Source organism: Mycobacterium sp. NGS16 (assembly GCF_059813225.1).
The window spans coordinates 407,538-434,036 of sequence record NZ_JCALEE010000002.1 but is presented as its reverse complement, the minus strand read 5'-3'; the positions used below and the strand labels follow the sequence as shown (position 1 = coordinate 434,036).

Sequence of the window (26,499 nt, the reverse complement as noted above, 5' to 3'; positions counted from 1 at the left end):
GGCAATGACTTTACGCGTCAGACGGGCCATGACGGGACTGGCCACGGTGGGTGTCGCCGCGGCCACGGTCGCACTCGCAGTGGGACTGTTTCGGGGAAGCTTCACCAGCACTGTTCCTGTCACCGTGCTGTCCAGCCGGGCCGGGCTGGTCATGAACGCCGATGCCAAAGTGAAACTGCATGGTGCGCAAGTCGGTTCGGTGAAGTCGATCGAATCACTGCCCGACGGACGCGCGGCCCTGCACCTAGCCATGGACCCGACCTATATGGAGGTCATCCCGGCAAACGTCCGGATCGACATCGCCTCCTCGACAGTGTTCGGCTCCAAGTACGTCGACCTGATTCCACCGGCAGAACCCTCCGAAGGCGCTCTGCAGCCGGGTCAGGTGCTGCACGCCGATCACGTCACGGTGGAGATCAATACGGTCTTCGAGCGGCTGTCGCAGGTACTGGCGAAGATCGAACCCACCAAACTCAACGAGACGCTCGGGGCGTTGTCGACCGCGCTGGACGGCCGAGGCGATCGGATCGGGCAGATGATGGCCGACCTCGATGACTTTCTGGCCCGGGTCGACCCGAGCCTGACGGCCATGGAGCGCGAATTCACCGTGGCCCCCCGTGTGACTGAGGCGTATGCCGATGCGGCACCGGGCCTGATCAGCACTGCCGACGCGGCGACCCGAATGAGCGATCTGACCGTCAGCGAACAGCACCACCTAGACGCCTTGCTGATCAGCGTGATCGGCCTGGCCGACACCGGTAACGACGTCGTCGGCACCAACCGCCAGGCAATCACCGACACCATGGCACTGCTCGGCCCGACCACCGACCTCACCAACCAGTACCACGAGGCGCTCACCTGCGGCCTGGGTGGGGCCGTCCAATTGGCCAAAGCCCCGGGCACTCCCGTGCCCGGCGGCCTTCTGCTGCAGACGGTGGTCTTAGGCGTGGAGCGCTACCGGTATCCGCAGAATCTGCCCAAAGTGGCCGCAACGGGCGGGCCGCAGTGCACGGATCTGCCCAAAGTCGGGTTTCAGAAGCGCCCACCGTTCGTGATCACCGACGTCAACGCCAACCCGGCGCAGTACGGCAATGAGGGGATCCTGCTGAACTCCGACGGCCTCAAGCAGTTGCTGTACGGGCCGATCGACGGACCACCACGCAACAGCGCACAGATCGGGCATCCCGGATGAGTGGGCTCGGCAAGACCGCCGTCAAGCTGGCTTCGTTCGGGATCACGATGGTGGTGCTGACCGCGGGCCTGCTCGTAATCTTCAGCCAGTACCGGTCCGGTTCCACCAACGCCTATTCGGCGGTATTCCAGGATGTCTCGAGCCTGAAGTCAGGTGACTCGGTTCGCGTCGCCGGTATCCGCGTCGGCACCGTCCGCAAGGTCGCACTGCAGCCGGACAATACCGCCCTGGTCGCCTTCGATGCCGACGACAACGTGAGGCTCACCGAGAGCACCAAGGTTGCGGTGCGCTACCTCAACCTCGTCGGTGACCGCTACCTCGAGCTCATCGACGCCCCCGGGCCGGCCCGCATCCGGCCACCGGGCTCCCGCTTCGAAACCGACAGAACCGAGCCGGCCCTCAACCTCGACCTGCTGCTCGGCGGCCTCAAGCCGGTCATCCAAGGCCTCAACCCCGACGACGTCAACGCGCTGACCAGCTCCTTGATTCAGATCCTGCAGGGGCAGGGCGGTGACCTGGAGTCGTTGTTCGCCAGGACATCGTCGTTCACCAACACCGTGGCCGACAACGGGCAGACCGTCGAACGGCTCATCGAGAACCTCAACGACACGTTGGGTGTGCTGGCCAAGGACGGCGCGAAGTTCTCCCATGCGGTCGACGGGCTGGAGCGGCTGGTCAGCGGCCTTGCCCAGGAGCGTGATCCGATCGGTCAGGCCATCACGGCGCTGGACAACGGAAGTGCGTCGCTGGCCACTTTGCTCACCGAAGCGCGGCCACCCCTGTCGGGAACCGTCGATCAGCTGACCCGGGTCGCCCCGCTGCTCTCCAACGAAACCGACCTCGCCCGGCTTGACCTGTTGCTGCACAAGACACCGCAGAACTACCGCAAACTGGTGCGCCTCGGCTCATACGGCAGCTGGCTGAACCTCTACCTCTGCGGAATCGCAGTACGGGTGACGGATCTGCAGGGCCGCACCGCACAGTTCCCCTGGATTATCCAACAATCCGGAAGGTGCGGAGAACCCTGATGCTCAAGTATCGCGATTCCGCGCTAGTGCGTACCGGGCTCGTCGGTCTGGTGCTGGCGGTGCTGATCATCCTGGTGGGATTGCATCCCAAACAGCTCTTGGCGATGGCGACGTCGATCCGATATCAGGCGGTCTTCGCCGAGGCGGGCGGGCTGGCCGCCGGCAACAACGTGAAGGTGTCCGGCGTCAACGTGGGCGCGGTGTCCGCTGTCGAACTCGACCACGGCACAGCGCTGGTCACCTTCGCCGTGGACAGCAACGTCCGACTCGGCAAGGACACCACGGCACACATCGGCATCGGAACATTGCTCGGCGAGCGGGTTTTGGTGATCGAACCGCGCGGCAGCGGTCGCATCGGCGCGCGAGGCATCATCCCGTTGACGCGCACCGCTTCGCCGTACTCATTGACAGATGCACTCGGTGAGTTCACATCGAACACCGCCTCGACCGACACCGCCGCCATCAACCGGTCGCTGGACACGCTCTCGGCGACCGTCGAACGACTCGCACCGCAACTGGCCCCCACCTTCGACGGAATCAGCCGGTTGTCCAGGTCACTGAACAACCGCAATGAGTCGCTGGCCGGTCTGCTCACGGCCGCATCCAACGTGACCGGGATCCTGTCCGAACGCAGCGACCAGGTGAACCGGCTCATCCTCAACGCCGACGACCTGCTCGGCGTGCTACAGGACCGCCGCCGTGCGATCGTCGACCTCCTTGCCAACACCACCGCTGTGGCTCAGCAGCTTTCCGGTCTTGTCGACGACAACGAGCAGGAACTGGCTCCTACGCTCGAGCAGCTCAACAAGGTGTCGGCGATGCTCGAACAGAACCGCGACAACTTGGAGAAGTCCCTCAAGGGGCTGTCCAAATACCAGCTGACGCAGGGAGAGGCCGTCAACAACGGGTTCTACTACTACGGATTCCCCGCAAACCTGCTTCCGGCCCAGGCAATTCAACCCTTCCTCGATTACGCACTCGGGTTCCGCCGCGGCGTCAACGCCGGGCAACCTCCCGACAACGCCGGGCCTCGCGCAGAGTTCCCCTTCCCCTACAACGGGATTCCTGGAGGTTCGCGGTGATCGGGCGGCGGGCCACCAAGCTGCTGGTGATCGCCGTGGCGGCGCTGCTGGCAGCAGCTGCGGGGTATGTCAGCTACCAGAAACTCTTCGGCCCCAAGACGATCATCGCCTACTTCAAGTCGGCGACGGCGATCTATCCCGGGGACGAAGTGCGGGTGGTGGGAGTGCGGGTAGGCACCATCAAATCCATCGACCCGCTGGGGACGCGGGCCAGGATCACCCTTGCAGTAGATCGCGCCGTACCCATACCCGCCGACGCAAAAGCCATCATCGTGGCGCCGAACCTCGTGTCGGCCCGCTATGTGCAGCTGACCCCCGCATACGGATCGAGTCCGCAGGCGAGCGGCGCCACCATGGCCGACGGAGCCGAGATCAGCGAGGACCACACGGCCATTCCGGTCGAGTGGGACGAGATCAAAGAGCAGCTCACCCGGCTTGCCGCCGAGTTGGGCCCGTCCAGCGGGGTGTCGAACACGTCGTTGGGCCGCTTCATCGACACCACCGCCGATGCCATGGCCGGAAACGGCGACAAACTGCGGGAAACCATCACCCAACTGTCGCACGTCGGACGCATCCTCGGGCAAGGCAGCGGTGACATCGTCAGCGTCATCAAGAACCTGCAGGTCTTCGTCACCGCCTTGCGCGACAGCAACACCCAGATCGTGGAATTCCAGGACCGCCTTGCCGATGTCACGAGTGTGATCGACGGCAGTCGCGCTGACCTCGACTCGGCCATCAACGAGCTCTCGGGCGCAATCGGCAAGGTGCAGCGATTCATTGCCGGTTCCCGGGACCAGACCGCCGAGCAGATCCAGCGACTGGCCAACGTGACGCAGGTGTTGACCGACAACAGCATGGTGGTCAAGAACATCCTGCACGCGGCGCCGAACGCGTTGGTCAACGGCTACAACATCTACAACCCCGACACCGGCGGGCCCCGCGGCTCCTTCACCATGAACAACTTCGCGAACCCCGTCGCCACGATCTGCTCGGCGATCGCAGCGGTGGAGAATGTCACCGCGGAGGCGTCCGGCAAGGCGTGCGTGGAGTATCTCGGTCCGGCGCTGCGACTGATGAACTTCAATTACCTTCCGCTGCCCTTCAACGCCTATCTGGGGCCGGCCCCGAAGAACGTCATCTACTCCGACCCCAAACTGGCACCAGGCGGCGCAGGGCCTGCCCCGAGCCCGGCGGAGATACCGCCCGCGGTGTCGGCATATACCGGAGCCGGCGATATGCCGCCGCCGCCCGGGTGGACCGACCCACCACACCCGCCCGGGGCATACGCCCCCAACGGCTTGCCCGCCGACCCGCACCCGGCGCTGTACCCGGGCGCTCCCATTCCCCCCGGTGTCCCGGCAGCAGCGCCCCCGGCGCCGGCCGCATCGAGCCTTCCCGAGTTGCTATTGCCCACCGAAGCGGGACTGACATCGCCGGGAGGCACACCGTGAGGATGACGCGACGATTTGCCGTTGTCGCATGCAGCGTGGTCCTGTGGTGCTCCGGCTGCTCCTTCGACGGCCTCAATTCGCTACCTCTTCCCGGTACGGTCGGAACCGGCGCCGGCGCTACCACCTATCACGTGCAGATAGCGAATGTCGGCTCGCTGGAATCGAACTCACCGGTCATGGTCGGTGACGTCATCGTCGGTACGGTCCGCAGGATGGTCGTTGACAACTGGCGTGCCAACGTCGAGATCTCGGTCAAAGCCGACGTGACCATCCCCGCCAACGCGGTCGCCAGGGTGGGCCAGACCAGCCTGCTCGGATCGATGCATCTGGCGTTGGATCCCCCCGTGGGCGAGGCTGCGACTGGGCGTTTGCGTCCCGGCGCGACCATCCCGATCTCCAAGTCCTCGACGTACCCCTCCACCGAGCAGACCCTCTCGTCGCTGTCGGTGGTGGTCAACGGTGGCGGACTGACCCAGATCGGCGACATCGTCCGCAACTTCACCGCAGCGCTCGACGGCCGGCAGGTCCAGATTCGCGATCTGCTGACCCGAATGAACACCGTGGTGACATTGCTGGACACCCAGCACGACAACATCATCGCGTCGATCGCATCGCTGAACCGACTGGCCGAGACCTTCGCCGGCCAGCGCGACGTCCTCACCGCCGCCCTGAACCGCATCCCGGCAGCGCTCGACGTGCTCAACAAGCAGCGTCCACAGCTGACCACCGCCCTGACGAAGTTGGGCGAGTTCAGCACCACCGCAACACAACTCCTCCATGACTCGCATGCCGACATCGTCCGCAACCTCAAGAACCTGGAACCGACGGTGCGGGCACTGGCCGATGTGGGTCCCGATCTGGCTACCGCGCTGGCCTACCTGCCGACGTACCCGTATACGCAGGAGTTCATCGATCGGGGGATCCGCGGCGATTTCATGAATCAGTTCATCGTGTTCGACTTCACCATTCCCCGGCTGAAGAACGGGCTCCTGCTCGGCACCAGATGGGGCGAACCGGGCGCCTCGCTGGTGCCGGCACCGGGCGACCCCTGGTACTCCACCTACACGCGCGATCCGCTCAAAGCCCCGCTGACCGCACCACCGAGCGAGGTGGCCACCGTACCGCCGCTCGTCGACGCACCCACGGAAGGTGCCGCCGAGCCAGCGCCGGTGGCGCCTCGGACCGACCAGGACCCGGGCCAAGGGGGCAGCTGATGTTGACCCGTTTCGTCCGAAATCAGTTGATCATCTTCGCGATCGCCTCGGTGATCGGCGTCGGGACCATGGTCCTCGTCTACCTGCAAGCCCCCGTGCTGCTCGGCCTCGGCCGTATCTCGGTAAAACTCCAACTGCCCTCCACCGGAGGCCTGTACCAGTTCTCCAACGTGACCTACCGGGGCGTCGAGGTCGGTAAGGTCACCGACATCCGGCCCACTCGTGGCGGCGCTGAAGTGGTGATGTCGCTGAAGCCTTCGCCGAAGATCCCCGCCGACCTCCAAGCCAATGTGCGCAGCGTGTCGGCGGTCGGCGAACAGTACGTCGACCTGGTGCCGCGCACGGACAGCGGGCCCTATCTCAAAAACGGATCCACCATCAGCGCCGCCAACGCGTCGCTGCCGAAACCGGTGGGCCCGATGCTCGATCAGATGGACACATTGGTGGACAGCATCCCGACCGGAAAGCTCGGTGTCCTGCTCGATGAATCCTTCAAGGCGCTCAACCGAACCGGTAACGACCTCGGCGCACTGTTCGAGTCGTCGAGCCAGCTCGCGGCCGACCTCAACGGCGTGGCCGACAGTACTCGGGCATTGATCGACGACAGCCGCCCGCTGTTGGACGGTCAGGCCGACAGCGCCGATGCCATCCGAACCTGGGCGCGCAGTCTGGCCGGTATCACCGAACAGGTCGCCGCGCGCGATTCGGAGGTGCGGACCATCCTGCGCACCGGATCCGGCGCCGCCGATGAGGCATCCCGTCTGCTCGATCAGGTCAAGCCGACGCTGCCGGTGCTGTTGGCCAATCTCACCGCGGTCGGCCAGATCGGCCTCACCTACCACCCGTCGATCGAACAGTTGCTGGTGCTGCTACCGCCCTATCTGGCCGCCACCCAGTCCTACGGATCGTCGCTGAACAACCCAACCGGCATGGCGCTGGCCGAGTTCACCCTCACCCTTGGCGACCCGCCGGCCTGTTCGGTCGGATTTCTGCCGCCCTCGTCGTGGCGTTCACCGGCGGATCTCAGCGATGTCGACACCCCCGACGGGCTGTATTGCAAACTGCCGCAGGACTCCCCGATCGGCGTGCGCGGGGCGCGGAACTACCCGTGTATGGCTCAGCCTGGCAAACGTGCGCCCACCGTCGAGATCTGCGAGAGCGACCGCCCATACGAACCGCTGGCGATGCGCCAGCACGTCACCGGGCCGTACCCGATCGATCCCAACCTGATCGCGCAGGGCGTGCCCCCCGATGATCGAATCACCTTGGACGGCCAGATCTTCGGGCCCGTCGAGGGCACGCCGATGCCCCCTCCGGCCGCGGCGGACGGAAGCGGGCCGCCGGCCGCTGAGGCGCCAGTCGGCCCGCCCACGGCGCCGGTCGACGGCACGCCTGCGGCAGCGCCCAGCGGCTTCGCCGCGGGAGTAGCGGGACCTTCGGTGGCCGTTGCCACCTACAACCCGCGGACCGGGCAGTACGCGACGCCCGACGGCAAGGTGTACCGCCAGACCGACCTGGTGCGGCCGGCCGCCCAGAGTTGGGAAGACCTGCTGCCGAAGTGACGCGTTGCGCGGTGGATCAGCCGATCTTGACGAGTTTGAAGGGCATGTTGATGTACACCGGCTTGTTCACTCCGCATGCACCGCTGGGGCCGGTAGTGACGTCTTCGCCGGTCAGTGTGGTCGATGCCGGGTCCGCATAGGCGCCCTCGGGCGTCATCGCCTTGAACCGGAAAGTCTGCAACCCGGGGGCGGTTCCGCCATCCGGGCACGGAATCCAGTTGTCGACAGGGTGTTTGACGTACCAGACGTTGCTCCGCTGATAGATCGGCGCCGTCCAGCCGCCATCACTGTGCACGGTGCCGGTGCATTCGCCCGGGTAGCTGCACTGTGTGGTGATCGTCCAGGTGCTGCGCCGGCTCTCTTGCTCGTAGAAGACCTCGTTCTTACGCGCCCACTCGCCGTTGGAGGTGGCGGTGTAGGTGCCGTTGAGGCCCCAGTCCGGGTGGTCGGCCGCCGCAATCGCACCGGTGGACACGGCGTTGAGCATCAGGACCGCGGCGGTCGCCGCGACGGCGGGCGCACGCAGCATTGCCCCTCCTCGGACAGGCACGAAAACGGTGGTGCTGGGAAAGTAAACACCGTCGGCCGCAGCCGACGACTCAACATGTCCGCTGAGTGGACCATCGTCGTCCGCGGGCTCGGGAGGCCTGACAGAGTGCCGCGGTATGCGGCGAACAGTGGTATTGGCTGCGGCAGCCGTGGTCTCGACGGTGGCGATCCCGGTTCACGCCGGTGCGGACCCGATCTCTTGTGACGAGCCGGCGTGCGTCCCCGGGATCACTCCCGGTGTCACCCTCGGTGCGCCGTGCCCGGACACGGAACGCTACGTCTTCGGCACCGCAGTTGCGGGCCCGTCCATCCAGCCCGGGCGGCTGGTGTTCTGCGGCTCACCGCGCCGATACGAGCCGCGATACTTCCGGTCGCCGTCCATGGCCGGCGTCAAGCAATTGGACTCCAGCTGTGAAGGCTACGAAAACTGGGTCGCACAAGCTCCCGACGGGCTGTTCCTGAGTTGCCAGTCCAAGAACGGCACCGCGCGGTGGAGTCGCGGTGATAGCTAGGCTCGCGCTGGTGGCGCTGCTGGGCGCTGCCGGCGGGCTCACCGCCGTGGTGGCCGCGCACGCGGACACGCCGACTCCGCACCACGTCGTCTATACCGTCACCGCTGCCACCCCGGTCACCGCCGATATCTACTATCGCGACGTCGACCCGCCGACCTGGGCGGACTACAGCCACAACCCGTACGAGTTCAGCCCCAAGGCTCGCGTCGAAGTGGGCCCGGGACAGCCATGGGTGCTGCACGCCACCCTGATCGACCCGCAGCGCTGGGCGATGGTGACAGCGACGAGCGGCCGATTGCCGGCCGAGCCGATGTTTCACTGCGAGTTGTCGGTGGACGGGGCCGTGGTCGCCACCGCGGACGGCCCCAAGGGCGCGTTGTGCGCCCTGCGGCATTGGTGATCCGCCGTTGACACCGCCCACTGGGTGGGAATCCGGCGATCGAGCGGCAGCGCCGCGGATTACGGTGCCTACGCCGGCCCGCGAATGGCCGGCCCGGCAATGAAGGGACACCGGTGGGCGGTATGTCGAGAACCGGGACGCTGGTGGCACTGGCGGAAGCTGAGGCCGCCGAAGCCGAGGCAGTGGCGGCGAAGGCGCGCGCACGGGCGATCCGGTTGCAGGAGGCACAGAACGCCGGCGCCGACGGAGACGACCAGCCGCGCCCCAGTGCTGCCGACCCACCGGCCAATGCCGGCGTGTCCCGATTCGCCGGTGTCCGAGATCTCGTGCCCGGCTGGCGACGGCTAGCCGCGGTGGCGGTCGTGGTGAGTAGCTGTGCGCTGCTGGCCTTCAGCGCATGGATGATCCGGCAACATCAGCACATCCAGGCCGACCAGCGGCACCGCGCTGAGTTCGTCGCGGTCGCACGCCAGGCCGTCGTCACGTTGATGTCGATCGACTACAACGACGCCGAAGCCAACGTGCAGCGCATCGTCGACAACTCCACCGGCCCGTTCCGTACCGAATTCCAGGGCGCCGCCGAGGATTTCATCAAGGTCTCCAAGGACGCGAAGGTGACCACCAAAGCGACGGTGAATGCCGCCGCCGTCGAGTCGATGACACCGGATTCCGCGGTGGTGCTGGTGGCCGCATCCTCGACCGTGACCAACGCGGCAGGCGCACAGGAGACGCCGCGACGGTGGCGGCTCACGGTGGACCTGCAGCGTGAGGGAGATCAGATCAAGATGTCGAAGGTGGAGTTCGTACCGTGACGGTGAACGAGACAGTCGACGCCGAACGCACCGACTGCGCCGGCACGCAGGCCGATCCCGCCGACGAACCGACCGCGGCGCCCGGTCTGGCAGCGAGAACCAAGACTGCGCTCACCGCACGTTGGAAGACGTTGGCTCTCGCGGCACTTCTGTCGGCGACGACGGCGTTGGCGGGAGCGCTCTACACCACCGTCCACCGATCCGATCGCCAGTCTGGTGCTGCGGCCGCGCAGAGCGTCGTCGACGCCGCATCGACGGGGACGGTGGCGTTGCTGTCCTACGCCCCCGAGACCCTCGATCGTGACATGGAGAGGGCGCGGGCGCTGATGACCGGTGGTTTCTCGACCTACTACGGAAAATTCACCACCGATGTCGTCGCTCCGGCCGTGCGGAGCAAAGGAATCAGAGCTTCTGCCCAGGTGCTGAGCACCGCGCTGATGGAGATCCGGCCGAATGATGCCAAGGTGTTGGTGTTCCTCAATCAGGAGACCGTCAGCCGGGACCGGCCAGAGCCGGCACGCACCGCCAGCAGTGTGGTGGTGAGTCTGACGAAGACGGGCAACGAATGGCTTGTCTCCGCGCTGGACCCGGTATAGGCATCTCCGGCCTCGATCACCCACGGACGCAACGTTCCGCGCGGATCAGGGGCTGCCGCCGGCGATCAGCGAACCGGCGTGCCCGGCGAACTCCCGAATATGATCGCCGATACTGCGCACCTGCTCCAGGGTCAGTTGTTTGTACGGCTGCGCCGACACCGTCATCACCACCTCACCGTGATGGTCGAAGATCGGCGCCGAGATGGTCGCAAGTGCGGACTGCTCAATCTGCGCCAGCTCACCGGGGAGGAAGTCGACGATCGTCAGGTCGGCGACAGCAGCGGCTAGCCGCACCGCTACCGGGTCCGGCACGTTACCGGCTTCCAGGGCAAGCAGTGCCGCGTACACCTTGAGCAGTGAATCGCTGAGCCGTTCGATGCCATACCCGCGATGTTGAATCTCGTTGAGCACCTCGGGCATACGGGCTCGGTAGATGTCGTTCACCGGCCCCGCCGCGTCCAGCCACATCTGCTGCGCAGCCGCAGATGCCCACGCCACGAATTCGCGCCCGAACGGTGCAACGAAGGGTAGTCGCTGGCCGGCTTGCACATAGGCGTGCGCGGCATCCGGAGCCACCGATGCGATGACGGTGATGTGCCCAGCGTTGACCTCGGAGACGCAGACGGGCATACCCAGCGTCGCGCACAGCTGCCGCAGCGGACCGCGCAACTTCCCCATGATCGGCATGTCGACGGATTGGGGTCGGGGAAAGCCGCTGCCGAGGGTGTACGTCCCACTGAGTGGGTCACGCAGAACCCAGTTATAGGAGCACAGTGTGGCCAGGATCGCGTGCCCGGTGGATCGGGTGATGCCCAGGTCACGGCAGATATCGGCCAGCGTCAATGGTGTCGCGGGAGCCGTCGCGAGGAGCTCGATGACGGCGACGACGCGGCGGGTGGGCGGTGAAGGGTCTTGACTCGGCCCCCGCGCCGATCCTAACTTGGCGTCCATATATTCGGATCCTACGACGAATATTCGGCATGCGCGAAATGGAGGCCCGATGCCCGGCGCCACACTGACCATCGACGACCTGACGCGCCCGGTACTGAACTCCTCACAACGCCAGATCCTCGAACAGCTCGATGGACTGACCGTGGACCTGAACCCCGCAGCGCTGATCGACGAGGCGATCGCCAAGACGGGGCTGAATGACTTCGGGCCTGCGGACTTTCGTTCCCGCCTCGACGCGTACGCCGCTGCCGCCGACGCCGATGGTGGCAACACGAACCTGAATCGTCTGATTCTGCGTAATCGAATCCTGCGACTGCTCTCGCAGCGGCTGCTGTTGACCGACCTGCTGCGCCGCTACCCCGAGATCCATGACATCGAGATCGAGCGACCCATCATTGTCGTCGGCCTGCCGCGCTCGGGCACCACGCATCTGGTCAACCTCATCGCGGCGGATACCCGACGGCGGGCGCTGCCGTACTGGGAGAGCCAGGAACCTTTCACGCTGCGCGGCGAGGGTCCCGACGTCAACGGTGTCGACCCTCGGTTCACCCGCAGCGTCTTCGAGCACCAGTCGGCGATGGTGATGACACCCCTCGTACAGGCGATGCACGACCGGTTTCCGCAGGCGATCGAGGAGGAGGTCGAGCTTCTCGACCTCGACTTCGCCAGCTATGTGCTGGAGTGGCATGCCCGGGTGCCACAGTGGCGCGACTTCTATCTCACGTTGGATCAAGACGCCCACTACGCCTATCTGCGGACCATTCTCAAGGCGTTGACGTTTCTGCGGGGCCCCCGGCAGTGGGTGCTCAAGTCACCGCAGCACTGCGAGCAACTGGGACCGCTGATCCGCACCTTCCCCGATGCCACCGTCGCCTTCACCCACCGCGATCCGGTGGCCGTCATCCAGTCTGCGATCACCATGCTGGCCTACGGCGATCGCATCCGCCGCAGGGAGATCGACCCGGAAGGGCTGGTGGAGTACTGGGTCGACCGCGTCGAACAGCTGCTGCGCGCCTGTGTGCGCGACCGCGAGATGGTGGCCGCCGGCCAGAGCCTGGATATCTCCTTCCACCAGCTCAACGGTAACGAGATGACGATTCTGGAGATGCTCTACGCCAAGAACGGCACGGAGTTGACCACCGAGGCGCGAACCGCCTTCCAGCGATACCTCGGCGCGAACCCGCGCGGCAAGCACGGCAGGCTGCGGTATGACCTCCAAGGCCACTTCGGGCGATCGGCCGAGGACATCCGTTCGCGCTTCGGCTTCTACTTCGACCGGTTCGACGTGCGGGAGGAAGGGTGAGCCCGCACCAGCCCGTATACCTGTCCCGACCCGGCGCCGAGGACATCGTTGGTGCGGGCGCGCCCGCGGAGGAGGTCAGCCCGGGGATCTGGATGTCGCCCGGCCTGTCCAATTCGTTCATGCTCACGACCGACGAGGGCCGGATCGTGCTGAACACCGGAATGGGCTTCGAGGGGCCGGTGCACCGCGCCAACTATGACGCCGTCAGCACTGCACCCGTCCGATACGTGATTCTCACCCAGGGACACGTGGACCACGTCGGAGGACTCGATTCCGTCGCCGACCCCGACAGCGACATCGTGGCCCAACAGAACTGGCAGACGTGGCGACGCGACAACGAACTTCTGGCGCAGTTCCGCGCGCAGAACTCCGCGTTCGCATGGGTCGACAAGGTGATGGCCACGGTGGAGCGGACGGCAGCGCGATTCGGGACGGTGCCCCCGCAGAGCGTTCCGGTGCCGACGATCACCTTCGAGGACCAATTCGCCATCGAACTGGGGGGCCGGGTCATCGAGCTGTACGCCACACCAGGTGGTGAGACCACCGACAGCCTGGTGGCGTGGCTACCCGATGAAGGCGTCTGCTTGTGCGGCAACGTATTCGGAGCACTCTTCGGCCACATCCCGAACTTGGTCACCATGCGCGGCGACCGTTATCGCGATGCGCTGACGGTCGTGGAATCCATCGACCGGGTCCGCGGCCTCGGCGCCGAGACCCTGCTCACCGGCCACTTCGGCCCGATCGTCGGAAAAGACGTTATCCGACGCGAACTGACGCGACTCCGTGATGCCGTCGCCTACATCCACGACCGCACGGTCGAAGGCATGAACGCCGGCAAGGACGTCCACACGCTCATGCGCGAGGTGGTGCTGCCGCGTGAACTCGAGGTCGGCCAAGGGTACGGAACGGTGCGGTGGAACGTACGCGCCATCTGGGAGAGCTATGCGGGCTGGTTCCATCATCGGTCCACGTCTGAACTCTATGCCGAAAGCCCGGACCGGTTCGAATCGGATCTCCTCGAACTGGTAGGCGTGGCAGCAATTCTCAATCGAGCCCGCCAGCTCCTCGACGCCGGCCACCCGGTGCGGGCGATCCGGCTCGCCGAAATCGCCGACCGCGCCGAACCCGACAACCAGGAGGCCAAACAGGTGCTGATCACGGCTCACGAGGCTCTGCTGCAGAGCAGCACAAATTTCTGGGAAGCCGCCTGGCTTCGCAAGCAGATCGAGAGACTGACATGACCAACCGCGTCCGGTTCGACTTCACCGGCTCGACAGCGCTGGTCACCGGCGGCACGAGCGGCATCGGTCATGCCACGGCAACGCTCCTGCGGGACAGCGGCGCGCACGTCACCATCACCGGAACCCGGCCGGGGCCCGAGGATTATGACGTCGACCTGTCTGGCCTGACGTACCGTCAGCTGGCATTGGACGACTCCGCCGGGATCGAAGCACTCGCCGATTCCTTTACGGAGTTGGACATCCTGATCAACAACGCCGGAGCCAACTTCCCCGGCGGCCTGGATGAATCGACCGCCGAGGGGTTCGCAGCCTCTGTGGACGTCAATCTGCTGGCGCCGTACCGGTTGACCGAACGCCTGCACGGTGCGCTGCGGGCGTCGAAGGCCGACGGCGGTGCGAGCGTAGTGATGTTCGCATCCATGGCCGCGATCCGCGCGGTACCCGTAGTACCCGGATACGGGTCGGCGAAGGCGGGAATGCTCTCGCTGACCCGCAACCTCGCCGCGAAATGGGCCGGTGACGGCATCCGGGTAAACGCCGTCGTTCCGGGTATCGTCGCCACCCGCATGACCGCGCCGATGGACTACGTGCCCGAGGTAAAGCAGCAGCAGATCGACCACACACCCCTGGGCCGGTTCGCCAGGCCCGAGGAGATCGCCAGCCCGATCCTGTACCTGTGCAGCGCAAACGCGGCATACAGCACCGGGTCGGCGCTGGTCGTCGACGGCGGCTACAGCGTGCTGTGACTGACACCCCGAAGGTATTGACATAAAGGAGAATTCAGCGTGAGAGCCGCCATCATCACCGCTCCCGAGAAGGCCGAGATCATCGAGGTGCCGACTCCGGCGCCCGGTCCCGCCGACGTCCTGGTCAAGATCCGGGCGTGCGGTATCTGCGGATCGGACAGCCTCTACATATCCATCGGCGGCTTGCCGCCACGCCAGGGCAGCATGCCGATCGGGCACGAACCGGCCGGTGAGGTGGTCGAGGTCGGCAAGGACGTGCGTGACATCGCGGTGGGCGACCGCGTGGTGATCAACCCGATGGCCGTGCCCGACGACATCATCGGTAACGGGGGCTCGACCGGCGCCCTCGCCGATTATCTGCTCATCAAAGACGCGGTGCGGGGCCGCAGTATTGAAGTGGTTCCCGAACACATTCCGTATGAAGTAGCCGCGCTCAACGAGCCGATGGCTGTGGCCCGTCATGCGGTCAACCAAGTGGCGCCCCGGCCAACAGACCAGGTGCTGGTCTTCGGCGCGGGCCCCATCGGGCTGGGCATCACCATCTCGTTGAAATCGCGGGGGGTCAAACATGTTGTCGTGGCCGACGTCCTCCCCGACCGGTTGAACAAGGCACTGGAGGTCGGTGCCGACGCCGTCATCAACTCCAATGCGGAGGACCTACCCGCGCGGTTGATCGAGCTGCACGGTGAAGGCGATTCGATGTGGCCCGGCCGGGCGGCCACCGACATCTTCCTGGACGCCGCCGGCGTGCCGGCGGTGATCGACACGGCGTTGGGTGTCGCTCAACGTGGCGCCAAGCTCGGCATCGTCGCCGTTCATAAGGAACCCGTCAGCCTTGACCTAATGAACGTGATGAGCAATGAGCTGACTGTCGTCGGCTCGATGGGTTACCCCAGCGAGATCTTCGAGGTCACCAAGGACATCGTCGAGAACTGGGAGACGTACCGCGTGATCATCAGCCACACCTTCGAGTTCGACGACCTGGACGAGGCATTGCGCTGTGTCGGCACGCCCGGCGCCGCCGACAAGGTCGTCATCACACTGGATTGACCGGCATTCGGAGCGGGAAGAGGAGAGCCATGTCGACACACACCAACGACGCCGCCGCGGACACGATCCGTCGCTACGTGTCGCTCCTGGAGTCAGGTAGCGCGGATGATCTCGTCGCGCTGTTCGCCGAGGACGCCACCGTGGAGGACCCAGTCGGAAGCGCGGTTCGCTCAGGGCGCGAGTCGATCCGCGAGTTCTTCAACACGCTGGAGAACCTGGAACGCCGAACGGAACTGACGATTCTCCGAGTCGTGGCGGATGAAGCGGCCTTCGCCTTCACGATCACGTTCACAGCCGGAGACACGCCGCTGTGCCTGCAACCGATCGACACCGTGATGTTCAACGCCAACGGCGAGATCCGTTCTTTGCGAAGCTACTTCGCCCCTTCGGATATGACGCCCGTCTGATCGGCGCCTGGTCAGGCGTTACCTCTGGGCCTGATGAAGACCCCTTCCGCTTGGACGGTGGCGACACCCTGCGCATCGAGGATGTGGCCCGCAGCAAAGGTCTTTCCGCGGTCCTCGCGTTCTATCCAGGCCTCGGCCCGCAACCGGCCCAGTGGCGTGGGCGCGACGTAGCGAAGGGTCAACGTGCCGGTGAAAGCCGGCGCCCCGGCGCGATGGGCGGTCGCACCCAGCAGGTGGTCGAGGACCAGCGCGCACATGCCACCGTGTACCTGTCCGGGCGGGCCTTCATAGGCCGCACCCAGAACCAGATCCGTTGCGACTCTGTCGTTGTCGTCGCGTTGGATGATCAGCGGAGGGGCGATCGCATTGCGCAGGCCCATCGCCACGTTGCCCCACGGCAGGTATCGGCCATCGCCGGTGCTGGGAACACCGAACGGTTTCGGGTCCAGCCGGGTCCCGAGCAGTGCGGTCGCTTCCTCGATCAGCGCGTGTGCCCGGCGGGCGTCGTCCGCATCGGCATCGCTACGAATCGCGACGTCGATGAGTTCACGCAGCGACTGCGTCAACGGACCGAAGACGGCCTCGCCGCGCTGCACTTCCTCCGGGGTGACGTGTCGGCTCACCTGTTGATCTCCGGCGCGGCCATGTCGAGCGCGGCGAAGTGGCTGAACAGCATGGATGCTCCGATCGGGTTGCCACCACCGGGATAGGTGGTTCCGCTGACGGCCGCCATGGTATTCCCGGCCGCGTAGAGCCCCGGAATCGGGGAACCGTCGGCGGCGAGCACCCGGGCGTGTGTGTCGGTCCGCAACCCGCCTTTGGTGCCGAGATCCGAAAGGCCGAAGGCGGCAGCGTGATACGGCGGCGTGTCAATGGGCACAAGCGGTGACGCGCCCTCGGTGAACATCCGGTCGTAGGCTTCGTTGCCCCGGCCGAAGTCTTCATCAGTGCCCAGCGATGCGAACTTGTTGAACCGCTCGATCGTGGTGGTCAGATTGCCTGCCGGCACACCGATGGCCGCGGCGAGGTCAATGAGATTATCCGCGGTGTGCCACAGTCCGGCCTTGCGGTAGTCGGCGGCGTCGACCATTGACACATTGGTGGCAGCCACCGGTGGGATGTCGCCGGCGCGGTCGTCATAGACCATCCAGAACGGCAGCGCTGCGTCACCGGCATCGACCTGGCGGAGCACCTCGCGGCCAAGCCGGTCGTAGGGGGCCGACTCATTGACGAATCGGCGGCCGTCCTGGTTGACGAAGATGCCCCCGGTGAACCACAGAGCGAATGCCGCACGTCCGTCCGGGTGGATCATCCCGGGTGACCACCAAGCCTGGTCCATCAGATCGACCGCCGCGCCGATCGCCATGGCTGCCCGGTGAGCAAGTCCGATATTGCCGGGGGCGCCCATCGTGTCGTTCGCGTTACCGGGCACTCCGTACTGGGTGCGCATCGCCGCATTCTGCTCGAAACCGCCCGAGGCGAGCAGGACACCGCGGCGGGCCTGCACCCGTACGGGGGTGCCGTCGCGCTCGACCACCGCGCCGACCACCCGGCCGCCATCGACGATCAGCTCGGTCAGGGGGGCGTTGCGCCAGCAGCAGGCGTTCGGCAGTTTGTCGAGTGCCGCCAGGAACCGGCCGACCAGGGCGCGACCGCCGACCAGGAGATCGGGCGCAGGCGAACCGAGCCGTTCGGTGTCGAGCGGTCCGCGTACCAAGCCGGTGTAGCGTCCAAGCTCCCTATCGGGCAAGGGCACCGGGACGGTGTGGCGGTAGCCGTCGTTGCGCGCGCCGGGGACCGAGCCGTAGTAGTCCGGCCACGGGAAGGACGCGAACTCGAATCCCGTGTCCTTCTCTAGGTATTCGATGAATCCGGCGCCACCGCGGACATAAGTTTCCTGGAGGTCGCGCGGGGTTCGGTCGCCGGCAACCGCGTGAAAGTACTGCAGGGCCTCGTCGATCGTGTCGTCGGTGCCGGCGCGCTGCAGTGCCGGATTGCACGGGTACCAGACTCCGCCTCCGCCGGAGTAGGCGGTGGTGCCCCCGAATTGTTCGGTGGCCTCGACCAGTAACACCGAAAGGCCCTCGCGCGCGGCGGTATAGGCACCGGCGATACCGCCGCCTGAGCCGGCGACGATCACATCGAAGTCGAAGTCAGGCACGGCGGCCACCGTCGAATCCGCCGTATCCGCCGCGGTAGAACAACAGCGGACCCCGCTTCTCGTGAGCTTGCAGACCGGTTACCCGCGCCACCACGATGGTGTGGTCGCCTGCTGCGTGTTCGAACTCCACGTCGGCCTCGATCGAAGCGAGGACGCCCTCCAGCGCGGGCGCACCGTTGGCGCCCGGCAGCCAACTCACCCCGGCGAACTTGTCGCTGCCCCGGACGGCGAATTGCGCACACAGCGGGCCCTGCTGCTCAGACAGGATGTTGACGCACACGGTGCCGACCTGTCGGATCAGGGGCCAGCTGCTTGAGGTGTTGGCCGGGCAGAAGGAAATGTACGGCGGGTCCAACGACACCGAGGTGACCGATTGGCAGGTGAAGCCGAGCGGACGCTGTCCGTCATGGGCGGTGATGACGGCTACCCCGGTACAGAAGTGACCGAGTACGCGACGCATCTCCGGTGGGAGCGGCGTGAGTAGTTGACCGGCCTGGGCTCCGGTGGCCTTGTTGGGCATGCCTCTCCTCGCGCTAGTGGACATCACTGCTTGCTACCTTCGGCCCCGGGGAGCTGGCGGCGCAACGCAGGCTCCCGATCAGCGGTAGTCGTGGACTTTCCAGCGTGCCGGAGATTGTTAGCCTTGTTCAGTGAGCGAAGCCACCGACGATGTTCCCGACGGATTGAATGTGTCGCCGACGGGGTGGGCTTTGCTGGGCATGCTGTCCGGCGGGGACGAGCTGTCGGGCTATGACATCAAGAAGTGGTTCAACTGGACCGTCCGATTCTTCTACTCCAGTCCGGCGTACAGCCAGATCTATTCCGAGTTGAAGCGGCTTGAGCAGCAGGGTCTGGTCACGTCTCGCGTCGATGCCGGGGTGCGCAGTCGCCGGATGTACCAGATCACCAAGCTGGGCCTGACCGCGGTGACGCGGTGGGCCAACGATGAGCCGGTCGAGCCACCCACTCTCAAACACAACCCGTTGTTACGGGTTATTTTCGGTCACCTGATGAACCCCGGCCGGCTGCGGGAGGTGCTCACCGCGCACGTCGCCCACGTCGAGCAGATGCATCGGGCCGCGGCGACCGATGCCCGGCTGGCTGGTGAGGAACCGGCGTGGGCTTATGCACGATTGGCGCTGCGGTGGTCAGAGGACTACTACGCGGCAGAACGGGAGCTGGCGCTGCGGATGATCAAAGACCTGGACGAGGTCGAAGAGATATTCGCCAAGGTCACTGAAGACGGCACGAAGTTCCCGGTGCGCGACTACTGGTATGAGGTCGAACGCCGTGCCGCCGAGGACGACGACCAGGCATAACCCGCCTGGAGTCGGATCACTCGAGCTTGCCGGCCGCGTGCAGCGCCGCGATGTAGCCGAATACCAGACCCTGCCCGATGGTGGCGCCGGCGCCGGGATAGCTCGCGCCGAAAGCATTGGCAGCGGTGTTACCGATCGCGTAGAGACCCTTGATCACCGAGCCGTCCTCGCGCTGTACCCGACCGCGGACATCGGCGCGAAGGCCACCGCAGGTACCCAAGTCGCTCAGTACAACCTTCACCGCGTAGAACGGCCCGCCCTCGACAGGCCGCAGGTTGGGGTTGGGGCTGATGGTCGGATCCCCGTAGTAACGGTCGTATGCGCTCACGCCGCGATTGAAGTCGGCATCCACACCGGCGCGAGACATCGCGTTGAAGCGATCCATGGTGGCGACGAACACGAGCGGGTCGACGCCGATGGCGGTCGCCAACGTCGGCAGATCGTCGGCGCGATGCGCAATACCCGCGTCGTACCACGCTTTGGGTATCGGCATGCGTGGGAACAGTTCTGCGGCAAGAAGGTAGCTGTTGCGGTACTTCTGATCGAAGACCATCCACATGACCTCGACCGGGTTCCCGGCCTGCTCGCGTTCGAGCATCTTCTGGCCGAAGGACATGTAGTCGATGGCTTCGTTGACGAAGCGTTGGCCGGTCTGATCCACCAGCAGGCAGCCGGGCAGGGACCGCTCGGCGAGCATGACCGTCGGCTCGGCCCCGGGCAGGGGCGCAAAGGCGGGAAACCACCACGCCTGGTCCATCAGTGCGGTGTCGGCGCCGCACAGGTTTTGGGCAAGGCGAATGGCATCGCCGGTGTTTCCCTCGGCGCCGAGACTGGCGTGTTCACCGAGCCTTTCGGACTGAAACTTGTGCCGCCAGCTCATCATATGGTCGAAGCCACCGGCTGCCAGCACCACGCCGCGCCGGGCGGTGACCGAGACTCTCGTGCCGTTATGGTCAACGACGGCCCCAGTGACCCGGTCGCCGTCGACGATCAGATCGCAGACCGGTGAATCGGTCCACACCGGGATGCCGGCCCGCAATATCCCGGCGTACATTCCCGCTGCCAGCGCTTGGCCTCCCGCGGCATAGCGTCTACCCAGGAAGAGGCCGCCGATCCCCTGGAACGCACGTAACATGATGCGGGGCAACGCCTTCAGCGGAGTTCTCGCCATGAGATTGAGCCAGCGATAATCGGCCCCGGTCACCGGCATGGGAAACGAGGACTTCATCACCCCGGGACGAAGCCGCGACAACTCCGGGCCGAGCATCGCAGTGTTGAATGGTCGGCATTCGCAGGTACGTCCGAGCGCGCTGCCTCCGGGCCTTTCCGGGTGGTAGTCCGAGTAGCCCTTGGCCCACTGGAATTTCATCGGTGTGGTACGCCGCAGCATCTCGACCGTCGCCGCGCCGTGGTCGAGGTAGGCGTGGGCGCGATCATGAGGGGCGGCGTCACCGACGACCGCGTCCAGATAGGCGCGCGCGGCAGAGGGGGTGTCATTCGAACCCGCCTCGACGAGAATCGGGTTGGCCGGCATCCAGAACGCGCCGCCCGACCGCGCGGTCGAGCCTCCGACGTAGCCCGTCTTCTCCACGATCAGCGCCGACAGGCCGAGTTCGTGGGCCGCTAGGGCGGCCGCCATCCCGGTTCCGGAGCCAACGACAAGAAGGTCGACGGTGATGGTGTGCGGATCGGTCACCGGCCGATTCTGGGGCCACTAGCCACAACATGCCCCCGCTATGCCCGGTCAGTGGAACACAGCGCTGATCGACGAGTGTGGCGGTGTTACAACAGCAACGGTTCCTACCAGCGATGAACAGCGAGGATGTCCGAAATGACAGCGTTAGAGCCCGACTGCCTCGGAGAGGTTCGTCAGATCGAGGCGCAGGCCGCACCGACCCGCTTTGCACGCGGCTGGCACTGCCTCGGGCTGACCCGCGATCTAGGCGATGGAAAACCGCACGCTGTCACCGCGTTCGGCGGCAAGTTGGTGGCTTTCCGCGGAGCGGACGGGAAGATCAATGTCCTCGACGCCTACTGCCGGCACATGGGCGGCGATCTGTCGGATGGTGAGGTCAAGGGCGATGAGATCGCTTGCCCGTTCCACGACTGGCGTTGGGGTGGCGATGGCCGGTGCAAGAAGATCCCGTACAGCCGACGGGTTCCCAAGCTGGCCCGCACAGCGGCGTGGCCCACCCTGGAGCAAGACGGCATGCTGTTCGTCTGGAACGACCCGGAGAAGAAGGCTCCGCCGACCGACGTGACAATTCCGCGTATCGAAGGGGTCGGGGGCGAGCAGTGGACGGACTGGCATTGGTACACCACGATCGTCAACACCAACTGCCGCGAGATCATCGACAACATCGTCGACATGGCACACTTCTTCTACATTCACGGCGGTCTTCCCACCAGCTTCAAGAACGTATTCGAGGGCCACGTCGCCACCCAGTACTACAAGAGCGAAGCGCGACCGGATCTCGGCTCCGGTGAGGGAGCCACGATCCTGGGAACGACGTCGGTGGCCTCCTACTACGGGCCATCGTTCATGATCGACGATCTGACCTATCACTACGAGCACGGAGATCAACGCACGGTTCTGCTCAACTGCCACTACCCGATCGATGCGAATTCGTTTGTCCTGCAATACGGGATCACGGTGGAGAAATCGGAGATGCTGCCCGAAGACGCCGCGATGCAGATGGCAGTCGCGCTGGGAGATTTCGTGAAGATGGGCTTCGAGCAGGATGTGGCCATCTGGCGGCGCAAGGCGCGGATCGACAATCCGCTGCTGTGCGAAGAGGACGGGCCGGTCTACCAGGTACGCCGGTGGTACGAACAGTTCTACGTCGACGTCGACGATGTCACCCCCGATATGGTCGACCGATTCGAGTTCGAAATCGACACCACCCGTCCCCGCGAGGCGTGGATGAACGAAGTCGAGGACAACCTCGTTAACAACCGCCTACCGCGTCTGGTGGGCTTGACCAAACACGCTGATGCGCCGCGATAATCGCCTGAATGACGCACCGATGACGCCGGTGACCTGCGGGTCGTGCGGGGCGCAGGTGCTGGCTCGCAAAAGCAGCTGGGAGCAGACCAGCGTGCAGTGGAATGGTGCGGCCATCAGTCGGTGCCGCGAGCGCCAGCGGGTGGACGAGCCTACGTCGATCGAAGGTGCGGTCTTGCGGGAGGGCATCTTCCTCGTGTGTGCAGGCCTGCGCGCCTCGATCGAGGCGGCTGCGGACGCGGGTTCGTTACCGGTGCTCGACGAGCTCTGATAGCGCCCTAGTCCTGGTGTGGCCCTGCGGACTGGACCGCAGGGCCACTCCGGAATACGTTGGGCCTCAGCTGAACTGGAATGCGCTCAAGGGGGCTTCGTCCGGGTAGACTGCCGGGCCGCCGAGGTCGTAGCCGGCGTTCAGGGCGCCGATGAAGGCGGGATCGTGCAGCGGAGCGCTCGGGATGTCGAGCTTGACACCCTTTTTGCTGAGATCGTCGACCATCATGTCGATGGCCTTGTCGATGGTCAGGTCGTCGGTGTGGTCCATGTTTTTCTTGAGCTCGTCGTAGTCGTGGTAGACCTCGGATGACCAGTGCACCAGGAAGCGCAGTTCATCGGTGTGATGACGCGCGATGACGTCATCGCCGTTCTTGAGCACCCAATGATCGCGTGACTGGGGATCGCCGGCGAATACGGTGTCGAACGCCAAGCCGGCGGGCACTTGCTGGTCGAGCGGACCGTTGGCCTCGCCCCGGTGGACCAGCATCTCGTTCTGAACCACGACTCCCCGGTTGTACATCGGCGGCTGAATACGTTTGGGCGCCTTGAGCGGACCGTCGGGCCAATAGGTGAATCCACTGCCCTCATCCAAGGAGAACCAGGTGATGACTTGCGCCATCTTGATCAGGTAGTCGGTGAACAATCCGGACTTGCCCATCACACTGACCAGCCAAGTGGGCGCGTTCTCATACCGAACACCGCGGAAGCTCGGCGAGTCGAGGTGCCCTGGGTCGCGGTTGGCGCAGGGGCCGTTGATGTTGAACAGCATCATCTGCGGCTTGGCGTACTGGGCGTTCCAATATGACTTCGCCATGTCGAGGAACTCGGCGTTGTAGAAGCAGTCGTGCAGTTCCGGATAAAGCACCGTGCCGTGGTTGGCCAGGAAACCCCGGAAGGTCGGCGTCAGGAAGAGGTCCAGAGTAGGCGTGTATCCCTCGGGGAACTGGCCGCTCATGGTGGCGATCAGCTCTTCCGGCGACGCGAAATGCTGAGCCAGGATCAGCTTCCACGGGCCATCCGTGCGGACTACATCGAGGAGGCGTTCCCGCTGGTCGTCGGTGTAGACGTTGTCGATTTCGCGGGGCGGCGAAGCGGGGCGGAGGATGTCGGAAAGCTCCGTTCGCCGCTCGTCGGTGAGCATCACAAGGACTCCTTCTGGTGTGCTGGCGGCGTCGTTGCGCGCCATTGCTGTTCTCGATTGTCTGCGGTGTCACCGGCGTCGCGTACCCATGGTGTCCGGCCACTGGGACGTTGCCGGGCCGCTGACTGCGGTGTGGGAATCTCCTAGAAGGGCAGTGGATGAGCGAATTTGGCCCGCAGCAACGCCCCGATCTCGGCCATCGCCAGACGTCCCCGCGCGGTCGCTTCGGATCGCATCAAGAAACCGTGGTAGATACCGGGATAGCGGGTGATCGTGGTCTGCACTCCCGCGTCGCGCAGGCGCCGCGCATAGCGTTCGCCCCAGTCGGAGATCGGGTCCAGCTCAGCGGTGACCACGATGGCCTGCGGTAGACCGCTCAAGTCGGTGGCGTAAGCGGGTACGCGATGGATGTCATGCGGGGCGCCCGCTCCGACATCGGCGAGCTCATGTAGGTAGACGATGTCATCGTGGGCCAGCATCGGAGCATCCGGTTGGCTGACTATCGACGCCGCTGCCATGTCTCGGTCTACGCCCGGATACATCAGGACCTGGGCGAAGAGCTTGGGGCCACCATGATCTCGCGCCCATAACGCGACTGCTGCTGCCACGCCGCCGCCGGCACTGTCGCCGGCAATGACCAGCTTGTGCGGATCCAGCCCCAGCTCCTTGGCGTTGGCGGCAGCCCATTCGGTGGCGGCCCACGCGTCCTCGAACTGTGCCGGCGGCGGATTCTCCGGCGCCAGGCGATAATCGACCGCGATAACCACCGCGCCGCTTGTTGCGGCCATCGCCCGGGCCATCGGTTCGAACGAGTGATTGGAACCCATCACTAGGCCGCCGCCATGAAGGTGGACGATCACCGGTGACAGCCCGCCGGTGAACTCCGGGCGGTAAATGCGGATCGGCACCGGGCCACCGGGACCGGGTACCGCGGTATCGGCGATGTCGGCCATCTCCGGCATGTCGGCCGGCGGGGGCGCGGCCTCCAGCGAAGCACGCACCGCCGCCAGTCCCCGCTCCCGCAGCGGTATGGCTGGGCCGAACGCTGCCAGCCGGGCCTCGGCATCGGGATCCAGCACGCGGCGACGCGACGCAATCACGGTGAGCTCCCTAGGGTTTGGCGGGATCGAAGCGGGACCGGCTGCGCAGCTGCGGCGGCACCAGCGTGGTCAGCACTTGCGCCCGCTCGGCCATCGCCGAGCGGACCTGTTCGGGCTGGGTCAACAGGTAGAACCCGCCCAGCGCAGACTGCGCGAACACCGCCTCGGCCGCGTCGAGGGGATCTAGCGCGCCGGCTTTGACGTCGAGCATGGCTTCACGCTGGGACTCCGCCGCGGTGACGTCGGCACCGGATCCGTCGGCGTCGACACCGCCGGCGGCCTCGAAGATGTTGGACTTGACCGCTCCGGGCAGGACCGCCTGAACATGGATGTGATCGGCATGGCCGGCCAGCGCGACCTCCATCCGCAGGCATTCGGTCAGCGCCAGCACCGCGTGTTTGCTGACGATGTAGGGCGTTTGCAGCGGGACGGTCGCCACCCCGCCGATCGACGACAGGTTCCACACCCATGCCGGGGTGCCGGCGGCGATCATCCTGGGCAGAAAGGAACGGACACCGTGGAAGACCCCACTGACATTGATGTCCATCACCCGATTCCAATTGGTCACCGGGGTGTCCCACAGATAGCCGAACTGCTCGACTCCCGCGTTGTTGACCAGTAGCCGCACCGGGCCGACGTCGCGGTAGGTCCGCTCGGCGAGCGCGTCCACCGCGGCCGGGTCACGGACGTCGCACACCACGTCGACGGCCGTTCCGCCGTCGGCGGTAAGTTCGTCCCGCAGCGCTGCGACGGCAGCGCCATCGATGTCGGCCAGTACCAGCGACATGCCCAGCCGGTGTGCCTGCCGGGCGAGGCCGGCGCCGATTCCGGCGCCGGCTCCGGTGATGACGGCGACTCCGCCGCCGAAGACGTCGTTCAAGGGACCGGTGCCCACCGGTCAGGTGTTCGCCGAGGCGTTCTCAGCGCCGGGAAGCCCGCCGCCGACCAATGGTTCGGAGTTCGTGACGTCGAGGATGACCGACATCGTGGTGAATTCAAGCCCGCTGGGACTGCTGCCTCCGCGCCGGACACCGACCTCGGTAACTCCGCTGGATACCGCGAAGGGAACGAAGTTGGTGACCTGGTTGACGAAGAGGTAGAAGCGCGCGAAGGTGACGTCACCCTCGTGACCGGTGATGTGCAGGTTCGTCGTGTGGTGGCGCAGGGGGTATGGACTTGCGTTGCGATGCTCGATAAGCCACGGCACTACCTCCGCGGCAGTGGTCAGGTCAGCAGCGAGGGATTCTTCGAAGGGGCATGCGCCGGAGTCACTTCGACTGAGGTAGGTGGCATCCGCGGCGAAAGCGGCACCCATTTTCGGGTAGTCGGCCCGATCGTAGTGGTACCAGAATTCGCCGATGAAGTTCTGCAGCTCGGTCAGCGAGATGGTGTTGTCAGTGCTCAC

At 65.5% G+C, this 26,499-nt stretch carries 28 protein-coding genes; 18 read left to right on the top strand and 10 right to left on the bottom strand.

The annotated features are described in order from the left end of the window. Positions 1-4 precede the first annotated feature (4 nt). The 6 genes from AC5Y4Q_RS07690 to AC5Y4Q_RS07665 are packed head-to-tail and all read left to right on the top strand — an operon-like array spanning position 5 to position 7,529. Entirely contained in the window at positions 5-1,192 is a 1,188-nt protein-coding gene (locus tag AC5Y4Q_RS07690; RefSeq protein ID WP_065018994.1) for an MCE family protein, read from the top strand. Continuing rightward, entirely contained in the window at positions 1,189-2,220 is a 1,032-nt protein-coding gene (locus tag AC5Y4Q_RS07685; RefSeq protein ID WP_065018993.1) for an MCE family protein, read from the top strand. The genes AC5Y4Q_RS07690 and AC5Y4Q_RS07685 overlap by 4 nt, the downstream gene beginning before the upstream one ends. Then, positions 2,220-3,302, top strand: coding sequence for an MCE family protein (locus AC5Y4Q_RS07680; RefSeq protein WP_065018992.1), 1,083 nt, complete (start codon positions 2,220-2,222; stop codon positions 3,300-3,302). Before AC5Y4Q_RS07685 ends, AC5Y4Q_RS07680 begins: the two co-directional genes overlap by 1 nt. After that, positions 3,302-4,753, top strand: coding sequence for an MCE family protein (locus AC5Y4Q_RS07675; protein ID WP_499958771.1), 1,452 nt, complete (start codon positions 3,302-3,304; stop codon positions 4,751-4,753). The genes AC5Y4Q_RS07680 and AC5Y4Q_RS07675 overlap by 1 nt, the downstream gene beginning before the upstream one ends. A 2-nt stretch (positions 4,754-4,755) precedes the next feature. Beyond that, complete coding sequence (locus AC5Y4Q_RS07670) at positions 4,756-5,967, top strand: MCE family protein (RefSeq protein ID WP_065018990.1); 1,212 nt, start codon at positions 4,756-4,758, stop codon at positions 5,965-5,967. Further along, on the top strand, positions 5,967-7,529 hold the full coding sequence (locus tag AC5Y4Q_RS07665) for an MCE family protein (protein ID WP_499958549.1): 1,563 nt from the start codon (positions 5,967-5,969) through the stop codon (positions 7,527-7,529). The genes AC5Y4Q_RS07670 and AC5Y4Q_RS07665 overlap by 1 nt, the downstream gene beginning before the upstream one ends. Before the next feature lie 16 nt (positions 7,530-7,545). Here the strand turns inward: AC5Y4Q_RS07665 and AC5Y4Q_RS07660 are convergent, their stop codons facing one another. Continuing rightward, positions 7,546-8,058 carry an Rv2253/PknI dimerization domain-containing protein gene (locus tag AC5Y4Q_RS07660; protein ID WP_125225510.1) on the bottom strand — a complete coding sequence of 171 codons (513 nt, stop codon included), beginning with the start codon at positions 8,056-8,058 and terminating at the stop codon, positions 7,546-7,548. Positions 8,059-8,194: 136 nt separating this feature from the next. Here AC5Y4Q_RS07660 and AC5Y4Q_RS07655 point away from each other — a divergent pair, with 136 nt between their 5' ends. From AC5Y4Q_RS07655 to AC5Y4Q_RS07640, 4 genes are all read left to right on the top strand, one after another. Further along, entirely contained in the window at positions 8,195-8,590 is a 396-nt protein-coding gene (locus AC5Y4Q_RS07655; RefSeq protein WP_499958547.1) for a hypothetical protein, read from the top strand. Positions 8,591-8,600: 10 nt separating this feature from the next. After that, a complete protein-coding gene (locus tag AC5Y4Q_RS07650) occupies positions 8,601-8,990 on the top strand; it encodes an Rv2576c family protein (protein ID WP_234786359.1) in 390 nt (129 codons plus the stop codon). Positions 8,991-9,112: 122 nt separating this feature from the next. Beyond that, positions 9,113-9,802 carry an Rv1363c family protein gene (locus AC5Y4Q_RS07645; RefSeq protein ID WP_125225512.1) on the top strand — a complete coding sequence of 230 codons (690 nt, stop codon included), beginning with the start codon at positions 9,113-9,115 and terminating at the stop codon, positions 9,800-9,802. Continuing rightward, the gene (locus AC5Y4Q_RS07640; protein ID WP_499958545.1) at positions 9,799-10,398 is read left to right on the top strand and encodes a hypothetical protein; all 600 of its coding nucleotides are present in this window, start codon (positions 9,799-9,801) and stop codon (positions 10,396-10,398) included. The genes AC5Y4Q_RS07645 and AC5Y4Q_RS07640 overlap by 4 nt, the downstream gene beginning before the upstream one ends. Before the next feature lie 45 nt (positions 10,399-10,443). Here AC5Y4Q_RS07640 and AC5Y4Q_RS07635 read toward each other — a convergent pair whose 3' ends face one another. Then, positions 10,444-11,349 (bottom strand): helix-turn-helix domain-containing protein, encoded by a 906-nt coding sequence (locus tag AC5Y4Q_RS07635; protein WP_065018985.1) that lies wholly within the window; start codon positions 11,347-11,349, stop codon positions 10,444-10,446. A gap of 49 nt (positions 11,350-11,398) precedes the next feature. Between AC5Y4Q_RS07635 and AC5Y4Q_RS07630 the strand changes: the two genes are divergently transcribed. Genes AC5Y4Q_RS07630 through AC5Y4Q_RS07610 form a run of 5 tightly spaced genes read left to right on the top strand, consistent with a single transcriptional unit; the run spans position 11,399 to position 16,096 of the window. After that, on the top strand, positions 11,399-12,652 hold the full coding sequence (locus AC5Y4Q_RS07630) for a sulfotransferase family protein (RefSeq protein ID WP_065018984.1): 1,254 nt from the start codon (positions 11,399-11,401) through the stop codon (positions 12,650-12,652). Beyond that, positions 12,649-13,893: an alkyl sulfatase dimerization domain-containing protein gene (locus AC5Y4Q_RS07625; protein ID WP_499958543.1), complete on the top strand. Its 1,245-nt coding sequence runs from the start codon at positions 12,649-12,651 to the stop codon at positions 13,891-13,893. Before AC5Y4Q_RS07630 ends, AC5Y4Q_RS07625 begins: the two co-directional genes overlap by 4 nt. After that, on the top strand, positions 13,890-14,639 hold the full coding sequence (locus AC5Y4Q_RS07620; RefSeq protein WP_125225514.1) for an SDR family NAD(P)-dependent oxidoreductase: 750 nt from the start codon (positions 13,890-13,892) through the stop codon (positions 14,637-14,639). Before AC5Y4Q_RS07625 ends, AC5Y4Q_RS07620 begins: the two co-directional genes overlap by 4 nt. A 39-nt stretch (positions 14,640-14,678) precedes the next feature. After that, positions 14,679-15,689 carry a zinc-dependent alcohol dehydrogenase gene (locus tag AC5Y4Q_RS07615; protein WP_125225515.1) on the top strand — a complete coding sequence of 337 codons (1,011 nt, stop codon included), beginning with the start codon at positions 14,679-14,681 and terminating at the stop codon, positions 15,687-15,689. A gap of 29 nt (positions 15,690-15,718) precedes the next feature. Continuing rightward, entirely contained in the window at positions 15,719-16,096 is a 378-nt protein-coding gene (locus AC5Y4Q_RS07610; RefSeq protein ID WP_125225516.1) for a nuclear transport factor 2 family protein, read from the top strand. An 11-nt stretch (positions 16,097-16,107) separates the two neighbouring features. On the opposite strand, the gene AC5Y4Q_RS07605 is transcribed toward AC5Y4Q_RS07610, so the two are convergent. Genes AC5Y4Q_RS07605 through AC5Y4Q_RS07595 form a run of 3 tightly spaced genes read right to left on the bottom strand, consistent with a single transcriptional unit; the run spans position 16,108 to position 18,777 of the window. Further along, the gene (locus AC5Y4Q_RS07605; protein WP_125225517.1) at positions 16,108-16,719 is read right to left on the bottom strand and encodes a PaaI family thioesterase; all 612 of its coding nucleotides are present in this window, start codon (positions 16,717-16,719) and stop codon (positions 16,108-16,110) included. Then, on the bottom strand, positions 16,716-18,257 hold the full coding sequence (locus tag AC5Y4Q_RS07600) for an FAD-binding protein (RefSeq protein WP_185746674.1): 1,542 nt from the start codon (positions 18,255-18,257) through the stop codon (positions 16,716-16,718). Before AC5Y4Q_RS07600 ends, AC5Y4Q_RS07605 begins: the two co-directional genes overlap by 4 nt. Then, positions 18,250-18,777, bottom strand: a complete 528-nt coding sequence (locus tag AC5Y4Q_RS07595) for a flavin reductase family protein (RefSeq protein ID WP_125225519.1) — start codon at positions 18,775-18,777, stop codon at positions 18,250-18,252. Before AC5Y4Q_RS07595 ends, AC5Y4Q_RS07600 begins: the two co-directional genes overlap by 8 nt. 130 nt (positions 18,778-18,907) lie before the next feature. On the opposite strand from AC5Y4Q_RS07595, the gene AC5Y4Q_RS07590 reads away from it, so the two are divergent. Beyond that, positions 18,908-19,576, top strand: coding sequence for a PadR family transcriptional regulator (locus AC5Y4Q_RS07590; protein ID WP_065018977.1), 669 nt, complete (start codon positions 18,908-18,910; stop codon positions 19,574-19,576). A gap of 16 nt (positions 19,577-19,592) precedes the next feature. Here the strand turns inward: AC5Y4Q_RS07590 and AC5Y4Q_RS07585 are convergent, their stop codons facing one another. Beyond that, positions 19,593-21,272, bottom strand: a complete 1,680-nt coding sequence (locus tag AC5Y4Q_RS07585) for a 3-ketosteroid-delta-1-dehydrogenase (protein ID WP_125225520.1) — start codon at positions 21,270-21,272, stop codon at positions 19,593-19,595. A 135-nt stretch (positions 21,273-21,407) separates the two neighbouring features. Here AC5Y4Q_RS07585 and AC5Y4Q_RS07580 point away from each other — a divergent pair, with 135 nt between their 5' ends. Then, positions 21,408-22,583 (top strand): 3-ketosteroid-9-alpha-monooxygenase, oxygenase component, encoded by a 1,176-nt coding sequence (locus AC5Y4Q_RS07580; RefSeq protein ID WP_125225521.1) that lies wholly within the window; start codon positions 21,408-21,410, stop codon positions 22,581-22,583. Then, complete coding sequence (locus tag AC5Y4Q_RS07575; protein ID WP_065018975.1) at positions 22,567-22,851, top strand: hypothetical protein; 285 nt, start codon at positions 22,567-22,569, stop codon at positions 22,849-22,851. Before AC5Y4Q_RS07580 ends, AC5Y4Q_RS07575 begins: the two co-directional genes overlap by 17 nt. A 66-nt stretch (positions 22,852-22,917) precedes the next feature. On the opposite strand, the gene AC5Y4Q_RS07570 is transcribed toward AC5Y4Q_RS07575, so the two are convergent. The 4 genes from AC5Y4Q_RS07570 to AC5Y4Q_RS07555 all read right to left on the bottom strand — a co-directional run bounded on the left by AC5Y4Q_RS07570 (position 22,918) and on the right by AC5Y4Q_RS07555 (position 26,499). After that, positions 22,918-23,994: a hypothetical protein gene (locus AC5Y4Q_RS07570; RefSeq protein WP_065018974.1), complete on the bottom strand. Its 1,077-nt coding sequence runs from the start codon at positions 23,992-23,994 to the stop codon at positions 22,918-22,920. 143 nt (positions 23,995-24,137) lie between these two features. Continuing rightward, positions 24,138-25,094, bottom strand: coding sequence for an alpha/beta hydrolase (locus AC5Y4Q_RS07565; protein ID WP_065018973.1), 957 nt, complete (start codon positions 25,092-25,094; stop codon positions 24,138-24,140). 10 nt (positions 25,095-25,104) lie between these two features. Then, the gene (locus AC5Y4Q_RS07560; protein ID WP_235663955.1) at positions 25,105-25,989 is read right to left on the bottom strand and encodes an SDR family NAD(P)-dependent oxidoreductase; all 885 of its coding nucleotides are present in this window, start codon (positions 25,987-25,989) and stop codon (positions 25,105-25,107) included. Between the two features lie 3 nt (positions 25,990-25,992). Continuing rightward, entirely contained in the window at positions 25,993-26,499 is a 507-nt protein-coding gene (locus tag AC5Y4Q_RS07555) for a nuclear transport factor 2 family protein (RefSeq protein ID WP_125225522.1), read from the bottom strand.

Coding starts and splice junctions, on each gene's coding strand:
- AC5Y4Q_RS07690 (WP_065018994.1), top strand. CDS start 5: ATGACTTTACGCGTCAGACGGGCCATGACGGGACTGGCCACGGTGGGT.
- AC5Y4Q_RS07685 (WP_065018993.1), top strand. CDS start 1,189: ATGAGTGGGCTCGGCAAGACCGCCGTCAAGCTGGCTTCGTTCGGGATC.
- AC5Y4Q_RS07680 (WP_065018992.1), top strand. CDS start 2,220: ATGCTCAAGTATCGCGATTCCGCGCTAGTGCGTACCGGGCTCGTCGGT.
- AC5Y4Q_RS07670 (WP_065018990.1), top strand. CDS start 4,756: ATGACGCGACGATTTGCCGTTGTCGCATGCAGCGTGGTCCTGTGGTGC.
- AC5Y4Q_RS07665 (WP_499958549.1), top strand. CDS start 5,967: ATGTTGACCCGTTTCGTCCGAAATCAGTTGATCATCTTCGCGATCGCC.
- AC5Y4Q_RS07660 (WP_125225510.1), bottom strand. CDS start 8,058: ATGCTGCGTGCGCCCGCCGTCGCGGCGACCGCCGCGGTCCTGATGCTC.
- AC5Y4Q_RS07655 (WP_499958547.1), top strand. CDS start 8,195: ATGCGGCGAACAGTGGTATTGGCTGCGGCAGCCGTGGTCTCGACGGTG.
- AC5Y4Q_RS07645 (WP_125225512.1), top strand. CDS start 9,113: ATGTCGAGAACCGGGACGCTGGTGGCACTGGCGGAAGCTGAGGCCGCC.
- AC5Y4Q_RS07635 (WP_065018985.1), bottom strand. CDS start 11,349: ATGGACGCCAAGTTAGGATCGGCGCGGGGGCCGAGTCAAGACCCTTCA.
- AC5Y4Q_RS07630 (WP_065018984.1), top strand. CDS start 11,399: ATGCCCGGCGCCACACTGACCATCGACGACCTGACGCGCCCGGTACTG.
- AC5Y4Q_RS07620 (WP_125225514.1), top strand. CDS start 13,890: ATGACCAACCGCGTCCGGTTCGACTTCACCGGCTCGACAGCGCTGGTC.
- AC5Y4Q_RS07610 (WP_125225516.1), top strand. CDS start 15,719: ATGTCGACACACACCAACGACGCCGCCGCGGACACGATCCGTCGCTAC.
- AC5Y4Q_RS07595 (WP_125225519.1), bottom strand. CDS start 18,777: ATGCCCAACAAGGCCACCGGAGCCCAGGCCGGTCAACTACTCACGCCG.
- AC5Y4Q_RS07580 (WP_125225521.1), top strand. CDS start 21,408: ATGACAGCGTTAGAGCCCGACTGCCTCGGAGAGGTTCGTCAGATCGAG.
- AC5Y4Q_RS07570 (WP_065018974.1), bottom strand. CDS start 23,994: ATGCTCACCGACGAGCGGCGAACGGAGCTTTCCGACATCCTCCGCCCC.